The sequence below is a fragment of the Bacillus sp. ISL-35 genome (genome assembly GCF_018613355.1).
In the GTDB taxonomy this organism is placed as follows: Bacteria; Bacillota; Bacilli; order Bacillales; family Cytobacillaceae; genus Mesobacillus.
The window spans coordinates 1-22,636 of sequence record NZ_JAGGQK010000007.1 but is presented as its reverse complement, the minus strand read 5'-3'; the positions used below and the strand labels follow the sequence as shown (position 1 = coordinate 22,636).

20 protein-coding genes are annotated in these 22,636 nt (G+C 45.2%); 13 read left to right on the top strand and 7 right to left on the bottom strand.

Annotated elements, in window-relative coordinates:
• Window positions 1-28: 28 nt before the first annotated feature.
• Window positions 29-973 carry a Gfo/Idh/MocA family protein gene (locus tag J7E38_RS11505; protein ID WP_214707424.1) on the bottom strand — a complete coding sequence of 315 codons (945 nt, stop codon included), beginning with the start codon at window positions 971-973 and terminating at the stop codon, window positions 29-31.
• A gap of 298 nt (window positions 974-1,271) precedes the next feature.
• Between J7E38_RS11505 and J7E38_RS11500 the strand changes: the two genes are divergently transcribed.
• A complete protein-coding gene (locus tag J7E38_RS11500; protein WP_215038524.1) occupies window positions 1,272-3,602 on the top strand; it encodes an immune inhibitor A domain-containing protein in 2,331 nt (776 codons plus the stop codon).
• Between the two features lie 45 nt (window positions 3,603-3,647).
• Here J7E38_RS11500 and J7E38_RS11495 read toward each other — a convergent pair whose 3' ends face one another.
• The 5 genes from J7E38_RS11495 to J7E38_RS11475 all read right to left on the bottom strand — a co-directional run bounded on the left by J7E38_RS11495 (window position 3,648) and on the right by J7E38_RS11475 (window position 10,618).
• Window positions 3,648-3,998, bottom strand: coding sequence for a hypothetical protein (locus J7E38_RS11495; RefSeq protein ID WP_214707420.1), 351 nt, complete (start codon window positions 3,996-3,998; stop codon window positions 3,648-3,650).
• Between the two features lie 87 nt (window positions 3,999-4,085).
• Entirely contained in the window at window positions 4,086-4,583 is a 498-nt protein-coding gene (locus J7E38_RS11490; protein WP_214707418.1) for a GNAT family N-acetyltransferase, read from the bottom strand.
• 1,084 nt (window positions 4,584-5,667) lie between these two features.
• Window positions 5,668-7,326, bottom strand: coding sequence for a glutamine--tRNA ligase/YqeY domain fusion protein (locus tag J7E38_RS11485; RefSeq protein WP_214707417.1), 1,659 nt, complete (start codon window positions 7,324-7,326; stop codon window positions 5,668-5,670).
• A 159-nt stretch (window positions 7,327-7,485) separates the two neighbouring features.
• Window positions 7,486-9,138 carry a M20/M25/M40 family metallo-hydrolase gene (locus J7E38_RS11480; protein ID WP_214707415.1) on the bottom strand — a complete coding sequence of 551 codons (1,653 nt, stop codon included), beginning with the start codon at window positions 9,136-9,138 and terminating at the stop codon, window positions 7,486-7,488.
• A gap of 148 nt (window positions 9,139-9,286) precedes the next feature.
• Entirely contained in the window at window positions 9,287-10,618 is a 1,332-nt protein-coding gene (locus J7E38_RS11475; RefSeq protein ID WP_214707413.1) for a S8 family serine peptidase, read from the bottom strand.
• 268 nt (window positions 10,619-10,886) lie between these two features.
• Here J7E38_RS11475 and J7E38_RS11470 point away from each other — a divergent pair, with 268 nt between their 5' ends.
• From J7E38_RS11470 to J7E38_RS11450, 5 genes are all read left to right on the top strand, one after another.
• Window positions 10,887-11,486, top strand: coding sequence for a DUF421 domain-containing protein (locus J7E38_RS11470; RefSeq protein WP_214707411.1), 600 nt, complete (start codon window positions 10,887-10,889; stop codon window positions 11,484-11,486).
• Between the two features lie 334 nt (window positions 11,487-11,820).
• A complete protein-coding gene (locus J7E38_RS11465; protein WP_215038522.1) occupies window positions 11,821-12,972 on the top strand; it encodes an MFS transporter in 1,152 nt (383 codons plus the stop codon).
• Window positions 12,973-13,085: 113 nt separating this feature from the next.
• Window positions 13,086-13,844: a threonine/serine exporter family protein gene (locus tag J7E38_RS11460; RefSeq protein WP_214707407.1), complete on the top strand. Its 759-nt coding sequence runs from the start codon at window positions 13,086-13,088 to the stop codon at window positions 13,842-13,844.
• A 15-nt stretch (window positions 13,845-13,859) separates the two neighbouring features.
• Complete coding sequence (locus tag J7E38_RS11455; RefSeq protein ID WP_214707405.1) at window positions 13,860-14,303, top strand: threonine/serine exporter family protein; 444 nt, start codon at window positions 13,860-13,862, stop codon at window positions 14,301-14,303.
• A 112-nt stretch (window positions 14,304-14,415) separates the two neighbouring features.
• Entirely contained in the window at window positions 14,416-15,045 is a 630-nt protein-coding gene (locus J7E38_RS11450; protein WP_214707403.1) for a histidine phosphatase family protein, read from the top strand.
• A gap of 170 nt (window positions 15,046-15,215) precedes the next feature.
• Here the strand turns inward: J7E38_RS11450 and J7E38_RS11445 are convergent, their stop codons facing one another.
• Window positions 15,216-16,205: an NADPH:quinone oxidoreductase family protein gene (locus J7E38_RS11445; protein ID WP_214707401.1), complete on the bottom strand. Its 990-nt coding sequence runs from the start codon at window positions 16,203-16,205 to the stop codon at window positions 15,216-15,218.
• Between the two features lie 471 nt (window positions 16,206-16,676).
• Between J7E38_RS11445 and J7E38_RS11440 the strand changes: the two genes are divergently transcribed.
• From J7E38_RS11440 to J7E38_RS11410, 7 genes are all read left to right on the top strand, one after another.
• Window positions 16,677-17,846 (top strand): hypothetical protein, encoded by a 1,170-nt coding sequence (locus J7E38_RS11440; protein WP_214707399.1) that lies wholly within the window; start codon window positions 16,677-16,679, stop codon window positions 17,844-17,846.
• Window positions 17,827-19,956: a formate dehydrogenase subunit alpha gene (gene fdhF, locus J7E38_RS11435; RefSeq protein ID WP_214707397.1), complete on the top strand. Its 2,130-nt coding sequence runs from the start codon at window positions 17,827-17,829 to the stop codon at window positions 19,954-19,956. The genes J7E38_RS11440 and fdhF overlap by 20 nt, the downstream gene beginning before the upstream one ends.
• 14 nt (window positions 19,957-19,970) lie before the next feature.
• The gene (locus tag J7E38_RS11430) at window positions 19,971-20,522 is read left to right on the top strand and encodes a 4Fe-4S dicluster domain-containing protein (RefSeq protein ID WP_144475087.1); all 552 of its coding nucleotides are present in this window, start codon (window positions 19,971-19,973) and stop codon (window positions 20,520-20,522) included.
• A gap of 275 nt (window positions 20,523-20,797) precedes the next feature.
• Window positions 20,798-21,538 carry an Mrp/NBP35 family ATP-binding protein gene (locus tag J7E38_RS11425; protein ID WP_214707395.1) on the top strand — a complete coding sequence of 247 codons (741 nt, stop codon included), beginning with the start codon at window positions 20,798-20,800 and terminating at the stop codon, window positions 21,536-21,538.
• 18 nt (window positions 21,539-21,556) lie between these two features.
• The gene (locus J7E38_RS11420) at window positions 21,557-22,084 is read left to right on the top strand and encodes a Rieske 2Fe-2S domain-containing protein (protein ID WP_214707393.1); all 528 of its coding nucleotides are present in this window, start codon (window positions 21,557-21,559) and stop codon (window positions 22,082-22,084) included.
• A complete protein-coding gene (locus tag J7E38_RS11415; protein WP_214707391.1) occupies window positions 22,077-22,274 on the top strand; it encodes a hypothetical protein in 198 nt (65 codons plus the stop codon). Before J7E38_RS11420 ends, J7E38_RS11415 begins: the two co-directional genes overlap by 8 nt.
• A 54-nt stretch (window positions 22,275-22,328) precedes the next feature.
• Window positions 22,329-22,622 (top strand): hypothetical protein, encoded by a 294-nt coding sequence (locus J7E38_RS11410; protein WP_214707389.1) that lies wholly within the window; start codon window positions 22,329-22,331, stop codon window positions 22,620-22,622.
• The last annotated feature ends 14 nt before the right edge of the window (window positions 22,623-22,636 follow it).

Sequence of the window (22,636 nt, the reverse complement as noted above, 5' to 3'; positions counted from 1 at the left end):
AAAAAAAGAGAGCGCGACAATCGCGCTCTCAGCCTTTCCGCAGCTGTTCCAATACGACCTGAGCATCATATCCTGCAGCAAAATCAATGATTGTCGCCTCATCGCCTTTTACAGCTTTTACAAGATGATCAATCAATGAATCTGTCAGGGAATCATCGGCTTGCAAAGGCAGGATTTCTTCGCCAAGCTTGCCGCCTTCCAGCTGCCCCCAGTTCAGCAATGATAACGTTCCTTCGCTGCCGTAAGCGGTAAAGGCAATTTCCTCCTTGCCAGCAATTTGGCTCATGCCGTCAATCAATACTGGAGTTCCGTCTGCTAATTCCAAAACAGCTAAAATAGCAATCTCACTAGCGTTCGGATCTTGAGGGAATTGCAATTGAACATTCTTCACTGTAACCTCGCCAAAAACCTTCTGCAGCTGCTGGATGAAATGAACGCCCACCTCGAGCACATAGCCGCCCTGCTCCTTGCTTGCAACCCAGGCATTCTGCTGCCATGGGCGCGGCCATTCAGGGAAATGCATCTTCAGTTGAACTCTTCTCAGCTTTCCAACATAGTTTTCCTTGATTAACTTTTCAAAAGTCCTGCTGCCGGCACTGTAATTAAGCGGAAAATTCATTGCATGGACGATACCCGCTTCCTGTGCCTGTTTTAATAGGCTCTCAGCTTCCTCGATCGAATTGGCCAGCGGTTTCTCACACAAAATATGTATCCCTTTTTGGATGACATCAGACGCCACAGCATGGTGAAACTTCGGCGGCACCGCAACATACACAAGATCAAGTTCAGTAGTTTCAAGCATCTCTTTATGGTTCATGAATGACGGAATTCCGCCCAACTCAGCCGCCACCTCATTTGCCCTTTCTTCCATAGTGTCACATACCGCTGCAATTTCAGTTTCAGCATGACTCTGAAAACCTTTTATCAAACGCTGGCCAATTGCACCAAGGCCGATGATTCCAACTTTTATCATAGGGAGACCTCCAAGTATAATAGTTCTTTTTCTTCATTATACAAATTATTTTAAAAATTAAATAGTTTCGTAAGTCTAAAATTTATAATGTCGAATTATAGGACTATAAATGGAGTGTTTTGGTAGTTTTATGGAAAGTTTGCACGAAAAAAGTTGAATGATTTGATAATTTAAAATATTGTAAATTAAAAGTTTAATTGCTAAAATAGTATTGCACTAAATATTCTGAAATCTATTCAAGGAGAGGGGTAGGAATTTGAAGAAAAATTTAGGTCTTAAGGTCCTATCAAGCATTACGATGACCGCAATGCTTGCAAGCACGCTATCATTCGCGTCTGCTGGACCAGCAACAGTCAAAGCAGTAGAAAAACCAAGCTACCAGGCCAACGGAGGAGCACCAATCGATTTAGGCATCGCGAACGATGAGAGATTGATAGAAATGCTGAAGAAACAAGGAAAGATTTCTAAGGATGCAACGCCTGCTGAGGCTGAGAAGGGGTTGCAGAAGTACTTAAACGCAAGAGCTAAAAGTGGTTTAAAAGTAAGAGATGGATTACCTAAACCAATTGATAATGTGAAGGATGGATCTAAAGACTCCAAAACTACTTCTCTTAAAAATGGTAAAGGAAATAAGTTAGGGCAAGCTAAAAAGAATGCAGTAGATGGAGTAGAAAAAGAACCGTATAACGACGAAGTCCGAAAAGATAATGTCCTAGTTCTTAAAATTGACTTCCCTGATTATCCAAGAAATTCAATTAAAGAAAATGAAACAGATTTTTATTATGACAATTATACTGATGAACATTACCAAAATATGATTTTTGGAGAAAATGGATATAAGGGTCCTAATGGTGAAGACTTCGTTTCCATGAAACAGTATTATGAACAGCAATCCGGTGATAGCTATACTGTAGAAGGAAATGTAGCCGGTTGGTATACTGCAGCCCAGCCTGCGGCATTTTACGGACACAACGATCCTGCTCCAGATGGAAATGATTATTTCCCTCAAATGTTGGTTTACGAAGCACTTAGTCAAGCGGCTCAGGATCCTAACGTAGATTTAAGCGAATACGATCAATGGGACCGAGATGATTATGATGATGATGGTATATATGCGGAGCCAGACGGCATAATTGACCATTTAATGGTTATCCATGCTGGTGTGGGTGAAGAAGCAGGCGGGGGTGCTCTTGGAGCAGACGCTATCTGGTCTCACCGTTCGAAATTAGGTTCTGGTCCAATCGGGGTTCCTGGTGGATTATCTGACAGTGATCGCTGGGGTGGTGTATTAGCAGCTTGGGATTATACGATTGAACCTGAAGACGGTGCAGCAGGTGTGTTTATTCATGAATACGGTCACGATTTAGGTCTGCCTGATGAATATGACACTATTTATAGTGGTACAGGTGAAGCTGTTGCGTATTGGTCAGTTATGGCGAGCGGTAGCTGGGCAGGTAAGATTGGTGGAACGGAGCCACCAGGATTTAGCCCATATGCAAAAGAAAAACTTCAGCAATGGCATGGTGGTAATTGGTTAAGTGGAACCACATTGAACTCTAATGACATTACAAGTGAAGGTACAACTATTCTACTTGATGAAGGTGTTACTAAGGGTACTAATAATGATGCAGTTAGAATTGACCTGCCTGATAAAGAAAATACGGTTAATACTCCAGCAAGTGGTAAGTATGAGTATTTCAGTGGTAGTGGAAATCTATTAGACAATTCTATGGTTGCAACAGTTGATCTAACAAATGCGACTAATGCTACACTAAACTTCAAGGCATGGTATGATATTGAAACAGAGTGGGATTATGCTTCTGTAAAGGTAAATGGTGAATCGGTTGCTGGTAATATTACAACTGCGGATGATCCTAATGACCAAAATCCAGGTAACGGTATTACCGGGTCTTCAAATGGAGATTGGGTTGATGCAGAATTTGACCTATCAGCTTATGTTGGGGAAAAGGTCACAGTTGAATTTAACTATTGGACAGACCCATATGTAGCAAATCCAGGTTTTTATGTTGATGATATTACCGTTTCAGTTGACGGTAATCAGGTTTTAACAGATGATGCAGAAGGTGACTCCAAGTTTACCCTTGATGGTTTTAAAAAGGATATCGGTAAATTCTATTCTAAAAACTACTATTTACTAGAGTGGAGATCCCATAACGGTGTTGATGAAGGACTGAAAAACATCCGCCGCGGAGATAGCATAATGACATACGATCAAGGCTTAGTCGTATGGTATGTCGATGAGACTTACGATAACAACTGGACAGGAGTTCACCCAGGGGAAGGTTTCTTGGGGGTAGTAGATGCAGATCAGCATACTAACTACTGGAGTGATAAAGCAGCCGGTTCTACACGCTACCAGTTGCATGATGCTGCATTTGGACTTGAAAAATCCGAAAAAATGTTCTTGGATTATTCAAATTATCCAACCGTTGCTGCAACAATGAAGGATAACTTTACAAAGCGTAATCCATTATTTGATGACAGTGCTGATTACAGTAATGTGGGAATGGTCGACGCAGGTCGCAATGTTCCAAAACAAGGTTTGAAATTCCGTGTAGTAGGACAAAGTGCTGACGGTACTGTGGGTAAGGTATTAATCTTTAAGTAAAAATGAAGAAACGCTGCCGGATCTTCGGCAGCGTTTTTGTACCTTCTAATCAATATCAGGCTGGAACCCAATAAGCTTGGCTTTTTTGTCAGCCTTAGGATCAGAGTCAGGGAAGGTAATGATGGATGCAATGTACTCCCAGCGAAGGAACATGTGCGTGGTGCAGGTTTCTTCGACCTGGTCTTCTGAAGGAATCGCGGTACCATCTTCCTTCTGGACTGGCGTCCGTTTATAGCAAGGGTTCTCAACCCAAATTCCCATACTCTCGGCATGGACCAGCTTTACCAGGTACCATTCATCAGGCTGAAAGATACCGGTAATTTCGCCAATCATATTTTCGGGGAAATTTTTCAGTTTAACTTGCACCTTTTGATTAACATAAGCATCTAAAAACATGAGCATTCTCCTTTCCAAAACCTTATCCTTTACCTACTTCCTTTTTCAGCGAAAAATAAACATGAAAAAAAGGCCAAGATTGGCCTTCTATAAAAATAACACCATTAAATCTTCATCATAATATGTCCCCTCAATCCGCATCGCGTTCTTTTCGACCCCATATTCTTTGAAACCAAGAGAAGCATAAAGTTTTTTTGCCGGTTCATTGCTTGAGGTCACTGTGAGGTGGATCTGTTCCACACTGTTTAATTCTGCCGCTTGTTGAATGGCGGTTTTTACAAGTTCCTTGCCAATGCCTCTACTGCGTTGTGAGGAAGTTACATACATGGCAAAAATATTTGCCCGGTGCTTCAGCTTGACCTTTCCTTCTGGTACGAGCGTGACGACCCCAACAAGCTGATCTTCGTCAAATGCGCCAAACGTATATGTTGATTTATTATCTAGCCTTTGCCCGTAATGCTCCGCTTCGTTGCCCTTCTCATCTTCATAACTGGAGCTGAACGCCTCAGGATTCTTTAGCAAAGCTTCATGGCGAAGGGCACGATAATTCTCTGCATCCTCGCTTGTTAATTTTCGGATTTCCATAATACTCACCTCTGAAAAATTGGTTGCATAATTAAATTCTAGATTAAAAGCAGATTTCCTTTAAAAGGAGAGCATGTTGTCTGAATCAGGTATAAAGGGTGAAGCAGGCAGCTGTTATAAGTTGTCCGTTATTTTGACGGATTTGAAGGGGGCAGGTGCAAGCTGTCAAGAATTGATCGTTATTATGACAGGTTTAAAGTGAAGTACGGTAAAGCTGTCAAGAATCCATCGTTATTTTGACAGGTTTGAGGGGAAGCAGGTGAAAGCTGTCAAGAAACCGTTGTTATTTTGACAGGTTTGAGGGAAGCAGGTAAAAGCTGTCAAGAATCCATCGTTATTTTGACAGGTTTGAGAGGAAGTACGGAAAAGCTGTCAAGAAACCGCCGTTATTTTGACAAGTTTGAAAGGAAGTACGGTAAAGCTGTCAAGAATCCATCGTTATTTTGACAGGTTTGAGGGGAAGCAGGTGAAAGCTGTCAAGAAACCGTTGTTATTTTGACAGGTTTGAGGGGAAGCAGGTGAAAGCTGTCAAGAAACTGCCGTTATTTTGACAGGTTTGAAGTGATTCAGGTGAAAGCTGTCAAAAACCAGCCGTTATTTTGACAAGTTTGAGGGGAAATACGGTAAAGCTGTCAAGAATCCGCCTTTATTTTGACAGGTTTGAGAGGAAGTACGGTAAAGCTGTCAAGAATCCATCGTTATTTTGACAGGTTTGATGGGAAGCAGGTGAAAGCTGTCAAGAAACTGCCGTTATTTTGACAGGTTTGAAGTGATTCAGGTGAAAGCTGTCAAAAACCAGCCGTTATTTTGACAAGTTTGAGGGGAAGTACGGTAAAGCTGTCAAGAAACCGCCTTTATTTTGACAGGTTTGAGAGGAAGTACGGTAAAGCTGTCAAGAAACCGCCGTTATTTTGATAGGTTCGAAGAAAATTAGGTGAAAGCTGTCAAAATCCAACCGTTACCATGACAGCTTTGGTGTAAGACCTACCGCTATACCAGCTCGCCGTCCACCGGCAACCGAATAACCACAAAAAAACCTCCCCGGAATCAAACACTCATTCGGGGAGGCCAAGTCATCTACATATTAAAGCTTAAACGAGCTCTTAAGCGATACAATCCGGTTAAAGACTTTCTTGTCTTCTGTTGTGTGCTTCGGATCGACGTTGAAGTAGCCGTGGCGGAAGAACTGGAATTTGTCCTGCGGCTGGGCGTCCTTCATGTTTGGCTCGATAAAGCCGTTCAGGATTTCCAGGGATTTTTCATTCACCTGATCCAGGAAGGATTTGTTCTCGGCTTCATCTTCGCTTTCTTCTTCATCATCAAGAATCAGCGGCTCATACAGGCGGAATTCTGCTGGAAGGGCATGTGTTGCGTCAACCCAGTGCAGTGTTCCTTTTACTTTGCGGCCAGTGAAGCCTGATCCGCTCTTAGTCTCAGGGTCATATGTGCAGTGCAGTTCCACCACTTCGCCATTTTCATCCTTGATGACGTCATCGCATTTAATGAAGTAAGCATGCTTCAGACGGACTTCATTGCCAGGGAATAGGCGGAAGTACTTCGCTGGCGGGTTTTCCATGAAGTCGTCCTGCTCGACATAAATCTCACGGGAGAATGGAATTTTACGTGTGCCCATTTCTGGGTTCTCAGGATTGATTTCTGCATCAAGCCATTCGACTTCGCCTTCGGGATAGTTCGTAATAACAACTTTCAGCGGACGAAGTACACCCATCGTACGCGGAGCCTTCAGCTTAAGGTCTTCACGTACAAAGTGCTCAAGCATCTGCTCGTCAACCACAGAGTATCCTTTGGAAACGCCAGCTGCTTTCACGAATTCACGAATCGCTTCTGGTGTGAAGCCCCGTCTTCTCAATCCGGAGATTGTTGGCAGGCGTGGATCATCCCAGCCATCGACATACTTTTCTTCAACAAGCTGCTTCAGTTTGCGCTTGCTCATAACCGTATTTGTCAGGTTCAGGCGGCCAAACTCGATTTGCTGCGGAGTTGCTTCCATTTCGGTTTCACGTACAACCCAATCGTATAGAGGACGCTGGTCTTCGAACTCGGTTGTGCACAAGCTGTGGGTAACGCCTTCGATTGCATCCTCAATCGGATGGGCAAACGCGTACATCGGATAGATGCACCACTTATCCCCAGTGTTATGGTGTGTCGCATGCGAAATTCGGTAGATGACCGGATCACGCAGGTTGATATTTGGTGAAGACATATCAATCTTTGCGCGCAATACTTTTTCGCCATTGGCAAATTCGCCGTTCTTCATGCGTTCGAACAGTTCAAGGTTCTCTTCAACCGAACGATTGCGGTACGGACTTTCCTTGCCAGGCTCAGAAAGGGTGCCGCGATATTCACGGATTTCATCGGCGGATAAATCATCGACATATGCCAATCCTTTTTTGATCAAAAGGACAGCGCGGTCGTACATTTCATCGAAGTAGTCAGATGCGAAGAACAAGCCTTCCCATTCGTACCCAAGCCATTCGACGTCTTCCTTGATGGAGTCCACGTACTCCTGGTCTTCCTTCAGCGGATTCGTGTCATCAAAGCGGAGGTTTGTCTTGCCGCCGAACTCATCTGCTAGCCCGAAGTTGATGACAATCGATTTTGCGTGACCGATATGTAAGTATCCGTTTGGTTCTGGAGGGAATCGGGTCAAGACTGTATCACGCTTGCCGCTCTCCAAATCTTCCTTAATGATCGTTTTTATAAAATTCGAGTTTTCTTCCAATTAAATCAGCCTTTCCTTTGATCAGTCTCTTATGTTTATTTTAATGATTACTATAATATATTTCCACTGAACTATATAGTAATAAGAAAAAAGCTGAAAAACAAGAGGTGTTCGGCTATGTTTATACAAAAAAGGTGCCCCTGACAAGGCACCTGCAAATTATTTTGCCAATAGATTCTTGATGACCTCATTGGTGAGATTCGGGACAATTCTGACAGAATAGTCTATTTCCATCCGTTCATAGCGTTTATGGGCATCCAGCCCGTATGGCCCGATATTGACCACTGGGACATTCAGTTCACGGATTTCCTGGTAATCCACAAAAAATTTCGTTCCCCAGCTTGGGTTATTGCGGGATGCAGCATCCAATGCTTCGTCATCATCGCTCAAAGCGACAAAACTCATATCGGATATATAAGGAAAGAAATTGCGGACGACGATGGATTCGTCATATTCAGGCTGAACACTTTTAACAGCCGCATCGAGTGCTTCTATCAAATTCCGTTCATCCTCGGTCTCACCATTCACTTCGATTCTTGGCGAATAAAGCGAGGAGTAGAAGACGATGATTGCCGGACTCTGGTCGGGCATCCACTTCCATGCTTCCTCAACAACTCTCGCAGCGTACATCCTCAGGTCAAGTGTAGCGTCCAGAAGCAGGTTTTCCTTGAACTCGACCATATGGGCTGTGTATTCAGTACCATGCACCTTAATCAATTCAGATTCCATCTCTTCATAAGTCATTACCCTGGGCTGCCATTGAAGATCCCTGCAAGGCTCGCCGCTGATTTTACAGAAATGCTTGTAGCGCTCCTCGTACAGCTCCAATCCGTTGGCAAAAGCAATGCGGGCCTGCTCCTTCAATTTTTCGAGTACATCCTTTGGGGTCCAGGAATGAATGAAGAAATTGTAATATACATACGCGGCCAGCGCTGTTTGCACGGTGTAGTTCGGCTTGAGGTCCATCTGTTTCAGGGAGACTGGCGGCATGGTCGTTTCCCCGAAAGCTTCGTTGCAGAGTTCAGGATTATAGTCGATTTGCCTTGTCAACTCAGCGGCGATCAGATTTGGATCCAGGCCTTCAAACGCTGACCCGACATGGGTTTCGGCCCCCGTTATAAAAAATGAAGGCAAAAGCTTCCCGACAGTTCCTTTATAAATATAGCGATTCCTGTCACCGGGAAACCTTGGTGAAACGAAATCACTGTTAATCAGGGCAATATACTCAAAGCCATGCTCTTCCTTCCAGGCATTCAGATCTTTGACTCCTGAAAGGATGCCGTATGAACTGTCTTCCTCATCACATTCTGCCAAAAAGACAAGATTTCCCTCGAGTTCATCCGGATGCTCGGAATAATACTTCAGCAGATAAAGATTGGAGGCCACTCCGCTTTTCATGTCCAGCACTCCGCGTCCAAACATCCAATCGCCTGATTCAGCCTGCTCCTTCACATGAGGAGGCAATTTTTCTTTTTTAAGCTCAACAAGAAGTTCATCAGGATTGAACGCCAGGCCAGTAAGTTGTGTGAAATCATCTATCCCGACCGTATCCAGATGCCCCATCAGAATAACAGTCCGGTTGCTGTGGCCTTTGGTTCCTTTTACAAAAGCCAGTACATTGTACCGTTCAAGCACATCATTCTGAGTTTGCGGTTTAATGACGTGGGTTGGGTTCTCTATAAAATAAGGAAACGATGAAATCATCGTATAAAGTGCCTGAGCAATTTCGTTCTCTCCAGTTGTATTGACAATGCTCCCGATGTTCACAAGCTGTTTTGTATAAAATAAAACCTCATCCTGGCAATCAAGCATCTAAAGCAACCCCTTTCCGAATATTCAGGTTTTTTATTCAAACCTAACTCAAAAGTGGGGGAAATACAAGAGGGTCCTTCTGCCATAGGAATTTGAAGGAAGAAAAAATCCTCCCCGTTAACGGGAAGGATTTTAAAAAGTCGGATGCCTACTGGATAAGAGCGGCCTGGACTGCTTCATAAGCGTTCACATAGCCTGAGCCGGCTTCATGTAGCTGGTAACCAGGCATCGGGTCAGCTGTTTGGATCATCAGATCAAGTGCCTGATCCGGGCTAAGGGAAGGGTTGGCTTCCTTCATCAATGCAGCTACACCAGAGATATGTGGCGCGGCCATGCTTGTGCCGCTTGAAGTTGTATAGAAAGGCAGGTGAGTCGCTTCTATATATGAGACATCGGTTACTGTACCTAATAGATTCATGACAAGTCCAGTGGAAGATCGGGTTGCCACGATATCGACGCCTGGAGCCGTGATATCAGGATGCAGGAATTCGTCTCCTGCAACACCGCGTGAGGAGAAGTCGGCTAGTTGCTTATCCTTGGTTCCAGCCGCCACACTGATGACCCAGGGAGCAGCTGAGTATGGGTTTAGCGTATTATCTTCAGGACCTTCATTTCCAGCGGCAAACACAACGGTCATACCTGCGTCATGCGCTTTTTTGGAAGCGACATTGATAGGGTGATCAGGAGAATATTCCCCGGTTGAGCCCCAGCTGTTGCTGATGATGTCGATTCCGTACTTTTCTTGATTCTTAATGGCATAATCAAAAGCTTCCAGTGACCAAAGGATGTTGATGGCTTCGCCAACGCCAAGACCGACTAATTTTGCATCGGGAGCAATTCCTTTATACAATCCGTTGCTAGAGGTCCCGCTACCGGCAATCGTTCCGGCAACATGGGTGCCATGGCCAGAGGTGGTGTCTGTGTTCAGCTGGTTCTCAAGGTATAGAGGCTGATTGCCAAAAAGGTCTCCGGCAACGAATTTTACATTCTGAACGACCTTTTCACCATACTGCAAATCTGGATGGGTGGCATCAATACCGCTGTCGATTACCGCTACAGTTACTCCTTTTCCGGTAAAACCAAGGTCATTCCAAACCGCTTCTGCGCCGATGAGAGCCCTGCTGTCTCGAAGGAAATAGTGCAGATCATCATTCGCATAAATTGAGAGGATATTGCTTGCCGTAAGAAGCAGCTCATTGACAAGGCCAATCTTCCCTTTAACCGCTACAATTGGAAGCTCGCTGAAGGGGTTCACTTCGAAACCTAATAGTTTCAGAAGCTTGATATCCGAGAGTACTGGCATGTCTTTATAAGTAATGATAAGTTCAACTTCTTCATTGCTCAAAGGATTAGCCAGCAGGCGTTCGACCTTTGGATCCAGTTCTGCTGTAAGCAAGGATGCCTTTGGGCTGGAGAATGAGGGAGATAAAACCAAACTGAATAACATGAGTGCTAACGCAATGACACTGAATTTTTTCATAGTTCCTCCTTAAATGTTTGAAAATTCATACATTTTCATTTATCCAGAGCACGTTAGCAAGAAACCTTAAATGGGTTGGGAAAATTTAAACCTGTCTATCCCGTGAAATTGCAAATCCGGGGAATGTATCAAGAATTAAGATTGTTATTGAGGATCCGGAGAAACAAGCATTAATGTCCCACTTCATTCTAGAGGAGTGCTGTTTTGTGCCTCATAATATGTCCGTCAATGGAGAAAAATAAGGTTAGCATTTTTTTAGGAGGCGCTTATGAATTTCACTTTTATCTGGGAAACGGCATTCTTGATCCTTTCTGGAATTTTATTGTTGAGAATCGCGGGGAGGAAGTCGATCTCGCAAATGACGCTGGCACAGACGGTCGTGATGATTTCACTTGGAACCATCATCGTCCAGCCGATTGTAGATAAGAGTATGTGGAAGGCAATTGCCGGGGCAGCCATCTTTGTTGCAGCAATTGTAATAATTGAATATTTGGAACTGAAGTTCAATGCTTTTGAAAAATTCATCACCGGAAAATCGAAGGTCATTATCCAGAATGGCCAGTTGAATATCAAAACGATGAAGAGGATGCGGCTGACGGTCGACCAGTTGGAGATGAGATTGAGGAATAATGGGATTACCAAAATGGAAGACGTGAAATTCGCAACAATTGAACCGAATGGCCAGCTGGGGTATGAGCTCACCGATGACGCGAAGCCATTGACGGTCGGTGAGTTCAGAAAAATCCTGAATGATTACCTTCCAGCAATGGTGATGAAGATGGAAAGCAGCCAAGAACCAGCAAAGCCGGATATTTTTCAGGAGTTGAACCAGTCGACCATCAAGGATAATCCGAAATATCTTCAGTAAAGGCTATTTTCGATGGCGCTTGTTTTGCTTATCAGTTTTGGATGAACAAAGTACTGAGACCAGTAATGTTAAGAAAAGTTATATGTTAGTAAAGCAACTGTCAAAAACAAATTTCCCCTTTCAATCATGCTATGGAATGTGCTATTATTTAGAAATGCGAAATACATGGAAAATCTTCTCGTGCGGAAGATTTTTTGTTTGTTTAAGGGCATTTTTTGTAAGGCAGAGTGATTTTCACGGTTAAGATGCCTGCATTCGAAGATACAAAGTAAAGGGGAGAAACAATTTGCCACAAATAAAAGAGCCATTATGGACCTCTTCATTCATAAAGCTGATGGTTGGAAACCTGTTTGTATTCATGTCCTTCCAGATGCTCATTCCGACATTGCCGCCTTATATAAAATCGATTGGTGCGAATGGAACGGAGATCGGTTTGGTTACCGCCTTATTTTCCATTGGGGCCGTGCTGAGCAGGCCGTTCATCGGATTTATGCTTGAATATAAACACAGAAGGCCGCTCGTTTTGATTGGAGCCGTTATGCTGCTGCTCATTACATTCCTATATCCGCTGTCCCAGGTGGTGGTCATTTTCCTTGCCGTCCGGCTGCTGCACGGGCTTGCATGGGGATGGTCGACGACTGTCAACGGCACGGCAGCGGTTGACGTGATTCCGAACTCCAGGCTTGGAGAAGGGATGGGATACTACGGCCTGTCCATTACAATAGGGATGATCATTGCGCCGAGCCTAGGGATATTCTTATTTCAAGTAACGTCATTTGAAAATCTGATTTACATTTCTGGTGCGCTTGGTGTCATTGCCCTTGTGCTGCTCGGAACCGTTCATTATCACACACCTGAACAGGTAGTGAAAACGAGCAAGGAAGATTTAAAATTCTCTTATCTTGGTTCGCTTGTTGAAAAGTCAGGCTGGTTCCCGGCCATGCTGACATTGCTGATCAACCTTGGATATGGAACGATTGTAACCTTCATCGTTATATTTGGTGAGGAACGCGGGATCGACCAAATCTTTTTATTCTATCTGTGCAACGCGATTCTTGCTTCATTGTCACGTCCGGTAGCCGGAAAATGGTTTGACCAAAAAGGACCTGTCGGGCTTGTTATTTTAACGATCAGCATTACATTTGCGGGCATGTGGGTGCTTTCATTTGCTCACTCCAATATGATGATCGCTTTAGCAGGCGTATTGTTTGGAATTGGATTCGGTTCATTGATCCCAACCTTACAATCATGGACGTTATCAATGACACCGCCAAATCGTCGAGGAGTAGCCAACGGGATGTTCTTCTCATCCATTGACCTTGGGATTGGTTTGAGTGGACTGTTTTTCGGGGTTCTGGCGCAATATGTTGATCTGGGAACCTTGTTCCAGATTTCAAGTGGTTTTGTCGTACTCGCCCTGATTCTGACGATTGTGAAAGGCAAACCGAAAAAGGAAGTTTGCCAGCCGAAGGAAGCTGTGTCCTGAGGCCTTAGCCAGCCGTATCATGGCTGGCTTTTTCTATGGTTGCTAATATGCACTCTTTTGATTTAAACTGATAAAGAAATTTACATCGTACGGATTGGTATGTGAGGATCATTATGGATAATCAGGATCAAACATTTGAAGTGATGCGGGCCTGTTTGCTGGCCGGGAAAATCATGCTACGAAGCGGCGCAGAAACGTATCGCGTCGAGGATACGATGTCGCGGATGGCTTCTGCTCTTGGCATCGATAAGACCCATAGTTATGTGACGCCGACCGGGATCATTTTTTCCGTGGAAGGTGTCGGCCCGGAGAGGACGAAGCTTGTAAGGATTTCAGACAGGACGACGGACCTCAGGAAAGTGGCCATGGTCAACGCTGTTTCACGAAAAATAAGCAGCGGCGAGGTAGGGCTTGCTGAAGCGTGCCGGCTCCTTGAGGAGATTGAGGAAGCGAATCTAGCCTACTCGTTTACGATTCAAATCATAGCGGCTGCGATTGCAAGCGGCTGTTTCACCATCATGTTCCTCGGCAGCTGGCTCGATTTCCTTCCTTCTATGGCCGCAGGAGGGATCGGCTTTTTCCTGGTCGTTTATTTTCACAGGATTGTTCCGGTAAAATTCTTTGCTGAATTCCTGTCGTCTTTCTTTATCGGGATGATTGCCTTTTTCTTTGTGAAATTCGGGCTCGGCCAGGAGCTTGATAAAATCATCATTGGTTCAGTGATGCCGCTAGTGCCCGGCCTGCTGATCACGAATGCAGTCAGGGACCTGATGGCCGGCCATTTGGTTTCAGGATTGTCAAAAGGAGCAGAAGCGCTGTTGACGGCGTTTGCGATTGGTTCAGGCATTGCGGCTATTTTATCTTTCTTGTAGACTGGAGAAAAAGCGATGGTTTATATAGAGCAGCTAATTACGAGTTTTATTGCCTCGGCAGCGTTTGGGATCATTTTTAACGCACCGAGGGAGTCCCTGGTCAAGTGCGGGATATCCGGGATGGTCGGCTGGATTGTTTATTTTGCCCTGGATACAAATGGATTCGGCACCATTTTTGCGACATTGATGGCCTCGTTTTTAATTGCGGTTGTCAGCCAGATGTTCGCGAAGGCATATCGGACGCCAATCATTATTTTTAGTGTCGCCGGAATTATTCCACTCGTTCCGGGCGGACTGGCGTATGATGCGATGAGGAATTTTGTGGAGAATGATTATGGCGTTGCCCTATCTTTAGCAGCGAAGGCATCGATGATATCCGGAGCGATCGCAGTTGGCCTTGTCTTTTCTGAAGTGATCAACCAGGTAATCAGAAGGTCAAGCCTGGGACCGGTAAAATAATCAAGGAAAAGATTCGCACAATGAGTGCGGGTCTTTTTTTCTTTTGATGTAAAAGGGGTTTTGGCGAGCAGTGGAGAATTGATTAGGTAAAAGATTAACAAAGGGTGAGGGTATGGAAATTCTTTTGATCAGGCATGGTGAATCTGAAGGGGATATCTTGCAGGTGCATGAAGGGCGAGCCGATTTGCTCCTGACGGAACACGGCCGCAGGCAGGCAAGGGAGATGGCTAAAGTCGTCAAAGAAAAATATATGCCGGAAGTGATCTGGGCGAGCACATTGAAAAGAGCAAGGGAGACAGCCGAAATCCTCAGCAGCGAAACCGGGATTGCGGTGATTGAAGATGATGAATTAAGAGAATTCAATAATGGAGTTTTGGCAGGGCTGCCCTTTGCCGAGGCCAAGCTGCGCTATCCCGAACCGGAGGGCGGAAGGAAGCCGCATGTTCCGATCGAGGAAGGAGAATCCGAGCTTCAATTCCGCTTCCGGGCCCAGACGGTTTTTTCCAGGATTCTTGCTGAGAGTGAGGGCAGGGAGCGAATCGCGATTGTCTCCCATGGCGGTATGATCTCCAATCTTCTGAGGTCATTTTTGAACCTGCCTGTATCCAATGATATTTATTTCCCGACAGGAGACACAGGAATCCATTTACTGAAAGTGAATGAAAACGGGAAAAAAGCAGTGCTGTTCCTGAATGACTGTGGTCATCTGGCAAAAGTCAGTTCAGAGGAGCTTGCGATATAAAATTAAAAGTAGATTCAGAGGAGCTTGCAGCACAAAGTTAAAAAGTAGAATCACAGGAGCTTGCAGCACAAAGTTAAAAACTAGATTCAGAAAACTTGCAGCACAGTACTAAATTAATTTGGATGAAAGACAGCCCGGACCCAGTTATTGACTGGATTCGGGCTGTTTTTTTACATCTTCACAACCGTTCGGCCGCGGTTCTCGCCTTTTAAGATGCTGGTAAGGACGCCTGGCAATTCTTCTAATGATACTTCATTTTTGATGGCTTCCAGCAGTCCCTCCGGCTTCAAGTCCGTGGCCATTCGCTGCCATAGAAGCTTTCTCGTTTCCATCGGGCAGTAAACGGAATCAATGCCAAGGAGATTGATTCCCCTGAGGATGAACGGGAACACCGTTGCTGGGACATCTGTTCCGCCAGTCAAGCCGCTGACTGCGACTGAACCGTTGTATTCGAGCTTGCTGAGGATTGCCGACAATGTCTTGCCGCCAACCGGGTCGACGGCCGCTGCCCATAGCTGCTTATCTAAAGGCTTGATCTTTTCCCCGACTAACTCTTCGCGGCTGATGATATCTGAGGCGCCAATTTTTTGAAGGTATTCATGCTCTGATTCTTTCCCTGTGCTCGCTACGACGTAATAGCCACGCTTTGCTAGCATCGCCACGGCGACACTTCCAACACCGCCGGTTGCTCCTGTCACAAGGACTTTCCCTTTTTCAGAAGTCAGGCCGTTTTCTTCCAGTCGGTGGACAGATAAGGCTGCCGTAAAACCGGCAGTTCCGTAAACCATCGCTTCCTTCAATGAAAGACCTTCAGGCAGCGGGACAATCCAGTCCCCCGGAATCCTCGCATACTCGCTGTATCCGCCATAGTGGGAAACCCCTATCTCATAGCTGGTCGCAATCACTTCATCTCCTTCATTGAAGCGGCTGTCATCAGAAGAGACAACTGTACCGGCAAGGTCGATTCCAGGGATGAAAGGATAGGATCTGACAATCTTGCCATTCGGAATGCTCGCCAGCCCGTCCTTATAGTTGACACTGGAGTACGCCACCTTGATCAGCACATCTCCTTCAGGAAGATCCTCCAATGTGATCGTCTTCACTTCGGCCGAAAAATCTTGTTCCGTTTTGTTCACCATAAAAGCTTTGAAATTGTCCATAACTCCCAACCTTTCTTGGCTTGATAGTTCTAGTATAAGGAAAACTTTGCCTGGCTACTAATAACTCAACTTAGATTAGCAATCCATTTTGGCAATTTTTAAATGGGGTGGGTATGGCACTCGTTACTGCTATTACCTCGACTGAACTAGCAGAACGGTATATGTCCATTAAAACAGATTCTTCAAATCGCCTTCCTGCCATCTTGCTGGTGCCAGATTGTTAACTCCCGCACAAATTTATTACGATTTTGTGTCCACTTATATTGGTGTGACGGACTTCACATATCTTTTAATCTTGCTCCCTTAAGATTTAGGTATGAACGGTTATACAGTGATGATTAGGGCTGTAAAACATTATCAAATCAATTTTTCACTATTCACAAAGTGTTTACAATTTAAGCCTTTTTTGACTGTTTTTCCATGATAAGATGATTTTTGAAATCGGAAACGATTTATAGGGAGGTAGCAAAGTTGTACAAATTCGAGAAATCCTTTTACTCCAAAACAAGCATGTATTCCTTTGTCGCTGTGATGATATTATTTTTCTCAATGTGGTATTCGACTTCGAAGTTTGTCCATATTGACATGGCGCTTCTGGGATATGCAATTTCTTCAGCAGTATTTGCCATCGGGCTTTCAATCAGGATGAGCTTCTGGATGTGGCGTAAAGCGACGAACAGAGTGGCTAAGCGAAGTGTTGAGAACCTTTTTAATAAAGAAAGAATGAAACGCAATTCAAAAGCACTAGTCAAAACATTGATCGATAACATTATCTTACAGAAATTCATTTTTCAGCGCGGATTATACCGCGGAATTCAGCACTTGATGATTTCATGGGGCTGCATCATTTCCTTCGGGATCACCTTCGGGCTTACATTCGGCTGGATGCGATTCGACTTGATCGATTCAGAAACGTACCAGATCATCGTGTTCGACATGCCAACCATCACAATGGCGGCCCACGGACTTTTTGCTGAAATCGTCTATAACGGATTGAATATCGGGGCAATCATGGTTTTGATTGGAGCCGGAATGGCCCTTTATCGACGGATCACGAACTACGATGTTAAAGTAACCCAGCGATTCGAATTCGATATCCTGCCATTGATCATTTTATTATCGGTAACAGTTACAGGTTTGATTTTAACAATCATGTACACATTCCTTGATGGCTGGATGCATCATTACATGTCGCTGATCCATCAGGTTACAGTCATCATCATGCTGATGTACTTCCCATTCGGAAAACTGTTCCACGTGCCAATCAGGCCGCTGGCTACAGCCGTACCAATGAGTTATCAAGAGGTGATCAAAGTGGATACGAAATCATGTAAGAGCTGCGGACAGCCATACAGCAATGACGACCAGATCGCCGATGTCCAGGCCATTTTAAAAAGCCAGAATTTTGATCTGCAGTTAGCGGACGGATCCTATCTTTCGGATTATTGCACAGGCTGCCGCCGCAGGATGAGGGCAATGAAGCAAATGAATCTTGAATCACCAAAAGGAAACCCATACGGACCGGTCAGTACAAATAACGGAATTCATATATCAGGCTTCAGTAAAAAACGTTCGGAAGAGTTTTACGGAATCGACCAGGATTTGAAGGAGGAAAAAATCGATGAGCCAGTTTCTCGTTAAAGAAGGCGTAAAGAACCAGATTCGCAAAGGAGAAAAATTAGTTACAACACATTGCTGCTACTGCGGAATGCAGTGCGGGATGCACATCCGCGTTGATGAAAAAACGAATAAGGTCATGGGTGTGGAACCGCGTTATGACTGGGTTTTGACCAGAGGGAAAATGTGCCCTAAAGGGGTTACGGCGTACCAGACGATCGACCATCCAGACCGCATCAAGACACCTTTGATCAAAAAGAATGGAAAGTTCGTTGCTGCAACCTGGGACGAAGCGCTTGATCTGATTGAAAGAAAGTATAAAGAGATCCAGGGAACATACGGCAAGGATGCGCTCGCTGTGTATGGCGGCGTGTCGATGACAAATGAAAAATGCTACCTTGTAGGAAAGTACGCACGTGTCGGACTGGGCACTCGTTATATCGATTATAATGGCCGCTACTGCATGAGTTCTGCTGCCGGCGGATTCAATAAGACGCTTGGAATTGACCGGGGATCATCGCTTCCATGGACGGAACTCGAGCATAGCGACTGCTTCTTCATGGCAGGCTCTAACACGGCAGAATGTCACCCGACTAGTATCCAGTGGTTCTGGAAAGCGAAGGACAAAGGCGCAAAGCTCATTGTTGCCGATCCGCGTGAAACCGCAACTGCAAGGGTTGCTGATGTTCACCTTGATCTTCTTCCTGGAACAGACTCCGCGTTAGCAAACGGAATCATGCACTTGCTGATCAAACATGATTATGTGGATCACGAATATGTCCAGGAGCGCTGCAATAATTTCGAAGAATTGAAAGAAATGACGGCTAAATTCACGCCAGAATATACATCGAAAATTACTGGTGTCGCAGCTGAAAAGATCATCAAAGCTGCACACATCTTTGGAAAGTCACCTCGTTCAGTCGTAATGTTCGCTCGCGGAGCGGAACAGCAGACAGCAGGTGTTGATAACGTAAGTCTTTACACATCCATGGCATTATTGCGCGGCCAGATCGGCAAATTTGCTTCTGGAGTAGCCACTTTTACAGGACAGGGAAATGGCCAGGGTGGTCGTGAACACGGCCAAAAAGCAGATTTGCTTCCAGGATACCGCAAGCTTACGGATCCTAAGGCGGTTGAGTATATTTCAGGAGTTTGGGGCATCAAGCCGGAGGAAATGCCGCAGCCAGGTGTCTCTGCTTATGAAATGTTCCACCTCATGGAGGCGAAGACGATTCGCGGACTTCATGTCATTTGCTCGAACCCGGTTGTATCATCGCCAAATATCAACTATGTGCAAGAACAGCTTGAAAACCTCGATTTCTTAGTCGTAAATGATTTCTTCCTTTCTGAGACTGCAGAGTTGGCAGATGTAGTCCTTCCTGCAACAACATGGGCTGAGGATGAAGGAACAACGACGAATACCGAAGGCCGGATCATCCACATCCGCAAAGTAGTGGATCCGATCGGTGAATCCAAACCAGACTGGGAGATCATGAGCCTGATTGCTGAACGTCTTGGTAAAGGCCAGCACTTCCAATATAACGAGCCAAGAGAAATCTTCGATGAACTTCGTCTTGCATCAAAGGGCGGCAAAGCCGATTACTATGGTGTCACATACGAAAAGATCGATGAACAGGACGGTGTTTTCTGGCCGGCTCCTGCACTTGACCATCAGGGAACTCCTTCGATGTTCAAAGAGAAATTCGAAACACCAGACGGCAAAGCGAATCTCGCCGTTTGTGATTACAGAGGACCTGCAGAAGTGCAGTCAAAACAATATCCACTTTGGCTTACTACAGGCCGTGTTGTATTCCATTACCTTTCAGGAAACCAGACAAGACGCGTCGACTTCCTGAAGGAGCAATGTCCTGAGCCATTCGTTGAAATGCATCCTGAACTGGCCAGCCAGTACCAGATCGAGAACGGCGAAAGAGTGAAGCTTACCACTCCGCGAGGCGATATGATCGCTCCGGTAAAAATAACGAAAGCAATCCGCAAAGATACAATGTTCGTCCCTTATCACTGGGGCAAAAAGCTGGCGGTCAACCAATTGACCAGCCCGGCACTGGACCCAATCTCACGGATGCCTGAATTTAAAGTCTGTGCTGTAAAACTTGAAAAACTGACTAAATAGGAGGAACGGCCATTATGAATAAAATAATGTACCTTGAATTTGAACGCTGTATCGGATGCCGTGCCTGCCAGGCAGCCTGCCGTGAGTGCGGAGACCATGATGCAAAAGAACGGAACTATGTAGAATATGTTGATTTTACCGAATCACGCCAGACCTTCCCGATGCTGTGCATGCAATGTAAAGACCCGGCATGTGCCCGCGTCTGCCCGGCAAATGCGATTCAAATCACGGATGAAGGCGTCGTGCTTTCCGCGATGGAAGAGAAGTGCATCGGCTGCCGCAACTGTACATTTGGCTGCCCATTCGGTATCCCTAAATTCGACTTCGAGAAAAACAAAATGTATAAGTGCGATATGTGCTATGACAGAACACGCTACGATATCGCGCCAATGTGTGCGTCTGTTTGCCCGAGTGAAGCGATCCGCTTCATCGACTTCGACGAAATGCAGCAGCTGCGCAGAAAACGCACCCAGATGAACCTTGTCGAAGGCAAAAAGCCTCAAGAGGGCAACAAATGGGACTACGTGCCTGAATTCTTCGGTGTTTATACTGATTCACAGTCCTAATTAATAAGAGCCGGCCGGAAAAGAGCGCTAAGTTCATTAGGGCCGGCTCTGTTTTATTCCTCCGATAAGGATAATAGCGAAAAACAGATTTTTATAGCGAAAAAATTATTTTAATAGCGAAAATCCAAATAATATAGCGAAAATGAGATTTTTATAGCGAAAAACCAAATTATATAGCGAACTGGAAATTTTCAGCGATTTTTTCCAGTTAAGGTTTCAACCAATTTTATATAAGGTAGGGAATAATAACCCATCCAAAAAAGAGGTGCTTTTAAATGTTAAAAGGAAATGTGCTGGCGGTTACGAGCGGAAAAGGCGGAGTCGGCAAGTCTTCATTATCAGTAAATCTTGCGCTTGCACTGCAAAAGCTCGGCAAATCAGTGGCGATCATCGACCTTGATATATATGGATTCAGTGTACCGAAAATCCTGAATATAAATACAAAGCCAAAAACGTTTAACGGAAAAATCATCCCGGTTGAAGCGAACGGAATTAAAGTGATGTCCATGGGTTTTCTCGTGAAGGACAATGAGCCAATCGTCTGGCGCGGCCCAATGCTTGGAAAAATGATTCAGCATTTTACCGAGGATGTGCTGTGGGGAGAAATGGATTATTTCATTCTTGATATGCCGCCTGGAACGGGGGATGTCGCGCTGGATATGCATCTGATGCTTCCAGAGAGCAAGGAAATCGTCGTGACAACGCCACATAAAGCAGCATCATTCGTTGCGGAACGGGCCGGCGCGATGGCGATCAAGAGTAAGCATGAGGTCATCGGCGTGGTCGAGAATATGTCTTACTTCAAGCCTGAAGACAGCGACCAGAAGTACTATATTTTCGGAAAAGGCGGCGGCGAGGAACTGGCTTCCCAGCTTGACACGGAATTGCTGGGCCGGCTGCCGATCCAGGAAGCGGATGAGAACAGCGAGACGCCTGCGATTGCGGCGGAAAATACTGCGCTATTCAAGGAATACTTGAACCTGGCAAAAAAAATCGATGCGAGGTTTCAGCTCTAGGAACAGGAGGATTTGGCCATGAGTGATGATAAAAAACAGAACCATCATGAAGATGATAAAGATATGATCAAGCTGATCGAAAACCTGAACAGGAAAGACGACGTCCATTTGAACAGAAGGGCGTTCCTGAAGGCTTCCTTTGGTGCAACCGTCGCGATCGGGCTGGCGACGACACCGTTCGGAATTTTCACTTTCCTGCGGGATGAAAACGGTGAAGTGAAGAGAGTGGAAGTCACCGATGTCAATGACCTGGCAATCGGTGAATCCAGGAACTTCAACTACCCGACGAAAAATGAACCGGCGATTCTGGTCAGGACACCGGACGACAAATTCGTCGCTTACAACAATAAATGTACACACCTGCAATGCCCTGTTTTTTACGAGCATAAGGAAAATGTCCTTCTTTGCCCATGCCACAAAGGTTATTTCAACGTAGACAGCGGGCAGCCGATGGCGGGACCGCCGCAGCGCGAGCTTCCAAAAATCCTGCTTGAAATCAAGGATGGAAAGGTGTTTGCAGTTGGGAGGGAAGTAAGGCATGGATAAAAAAAGAGCAGCATTTTTCTCGATTTTCCTGTTCCTTGCGGTCAATGTCGTCTCCCTCTCAAACGCGATTGAGGGTTATTATGGCCAGGAAGATGAGCGTGTATATGGTGCGGTGATCGTCGCTTTGATTTCCACGATTTTGGCGACAACAGCTTTCTTCATCTGGAGGAAAGCAGAGTATAAAAAGTAATCTGCCGGCGAAGATAAAAGGAGAGTTTCTTTCAATCTAAAAGGGAGGATTGAGATGAAGAATCCTTTTCACCAAGACAGCAAAAAGGAAACCATTGAAGAAATATTGGAAAACTCGGTCCAAATGGAAGAGGATTTGATGAGGACCTACTTGATCACGGCCGAGCGCATCCATGGTGACCCTGAACTGAAGGACCGTCTGGAGAACTTCGCCGAAGGCAATGCAAAACGGACGAAGCAGCTGATCGATGAGCTGCAAAAGAAAAAAATAAAAACCACCCGTGAGAACGGGTGGTTTTCTCTGCGGCTGAAAGCCTTTGTTACTGACCAAACCCTAAAGGGCTACTGAAAGGTTCGCCAATT

Coding starts and splice junctions, on each gene's coding strand:
- J7E38_RS11505 (WP_214707424.1), bottom strand. CDS start 973: ATGATAAAAGTTGGAATCATCGGCCTTGGTGCAATTGGCCAGCGTTTG.
- J7E38_RS11500 (WP_215038524.1), top strand. CDS start 1,272: ATGACCGCAATGCTTGCAAGCACGCTATCATTCGCGTCTGCTGGACCA.
- J7E38_RS11495 (WP_214707420.1), bottom strand. CDS start 3,998: ATGTTTTTAGATGCTTATGTTAATCAAAAGGTGCAAGTTAAACTGAAA.
- J7E38_RS11490 (WP_214707418.1), bottom strand. CDS start 4,583: ATGGAAATCCGAAAATTAACAAGCGAGGATGCAGAGAATTATCGTGCC.
- J7E38_RS11480 (WP_214707415.1), bottom strand. CDS start 9,138: ATGCTTGATTGCCAGGATGAGGTTTTATTTTATACAAAACAGCTTGTG.
- J7E38_RS11475 (WP_214707413.1), bottom strand. CDS start 10,618: ATGAAAAAATTCAGTGTCATTGCGTTAGCACTCATGTTATTCAGTTTG.
- J7E38_RS11470 (WP_214707411.1), top strand. CDS start 10,887: ATGAATTTCACTTTTATCTGGGAAACGGCATTCTTGATCCTTTCTGGA.
- J7E38_RS11465 (WP_215038522.1), top strand. CDS start 11,821: ATGGTTGGAAACCTGTTTGTATTCATGTCCTTCCAGATGCTCATTCCG.
- J7E38_RS11460 (WP_214707407.1), top strand. CDS start 13,086: ATGGATAATCAGGATCAAACATTTGAAGTGATGCGGGCCTGTTTGCTG.
- J7E38_RS11455 (WP_214707405.1), top strand. CDS start 13,860: ATGGTTTATATAGAGCAGCTAATTACGAGTTTTATTGCCTCGGCAGCG.
- J7E38_RS11450 (WP_214707403.1), top strand. CDS start 14,416: ATGGAAATTCTTTTGATCAGGCATGGTGAATCTGAAGGGGATATCTTG.
- J7E38_RS11445 (WP_214707401.1), bottom strand. CDS start 16,205: ATGGACAATTTCAAAGCTTTTATGGTGAACAAAACGGAACAAGATTTT.
- fdhF (WP_214707397.1), top strand. CDS start 17,827: ATGAGCCAGTTTCTCGTTAAAGAAGGCGTAAAGAACCAGATTCGCAAA.
- J7E38_RS11430 (WP_144475087.1), top strand. CDS start 19,971: ATGAATAAAATAATGTACCTTGAATTTGAACGCTGTATCGGATGCCGT.
- J7E38_RS11425 (WP_214707395.1), top strand. CDS start 20,798: ATGTTAAAAGGAAATGTGCTGGCGGTTACGAGCGGAAAAGGCGGAGTC.
- J7E38_RS11420 (WP_214707393.1), top strand. CDS start 21,557: ATGAGTGATGATAAAAAACAGAACCATCATGAAGATGATAAAGATATG.
- J7E38_RS11415 (WP_214707391.1), top strand. CDS start 22,077: ATGGATAAAAAAAGAGCAGCATTTTTCTCGATTTTCCTGTTCCTTGCG.
- J7E38_RS11410 (WP_214707389.1), top strand. CDS start 22,329: ATGAAGAATCCTTTTCACCAAGACAGCAAAAAGGAAACCATTGAAGAA.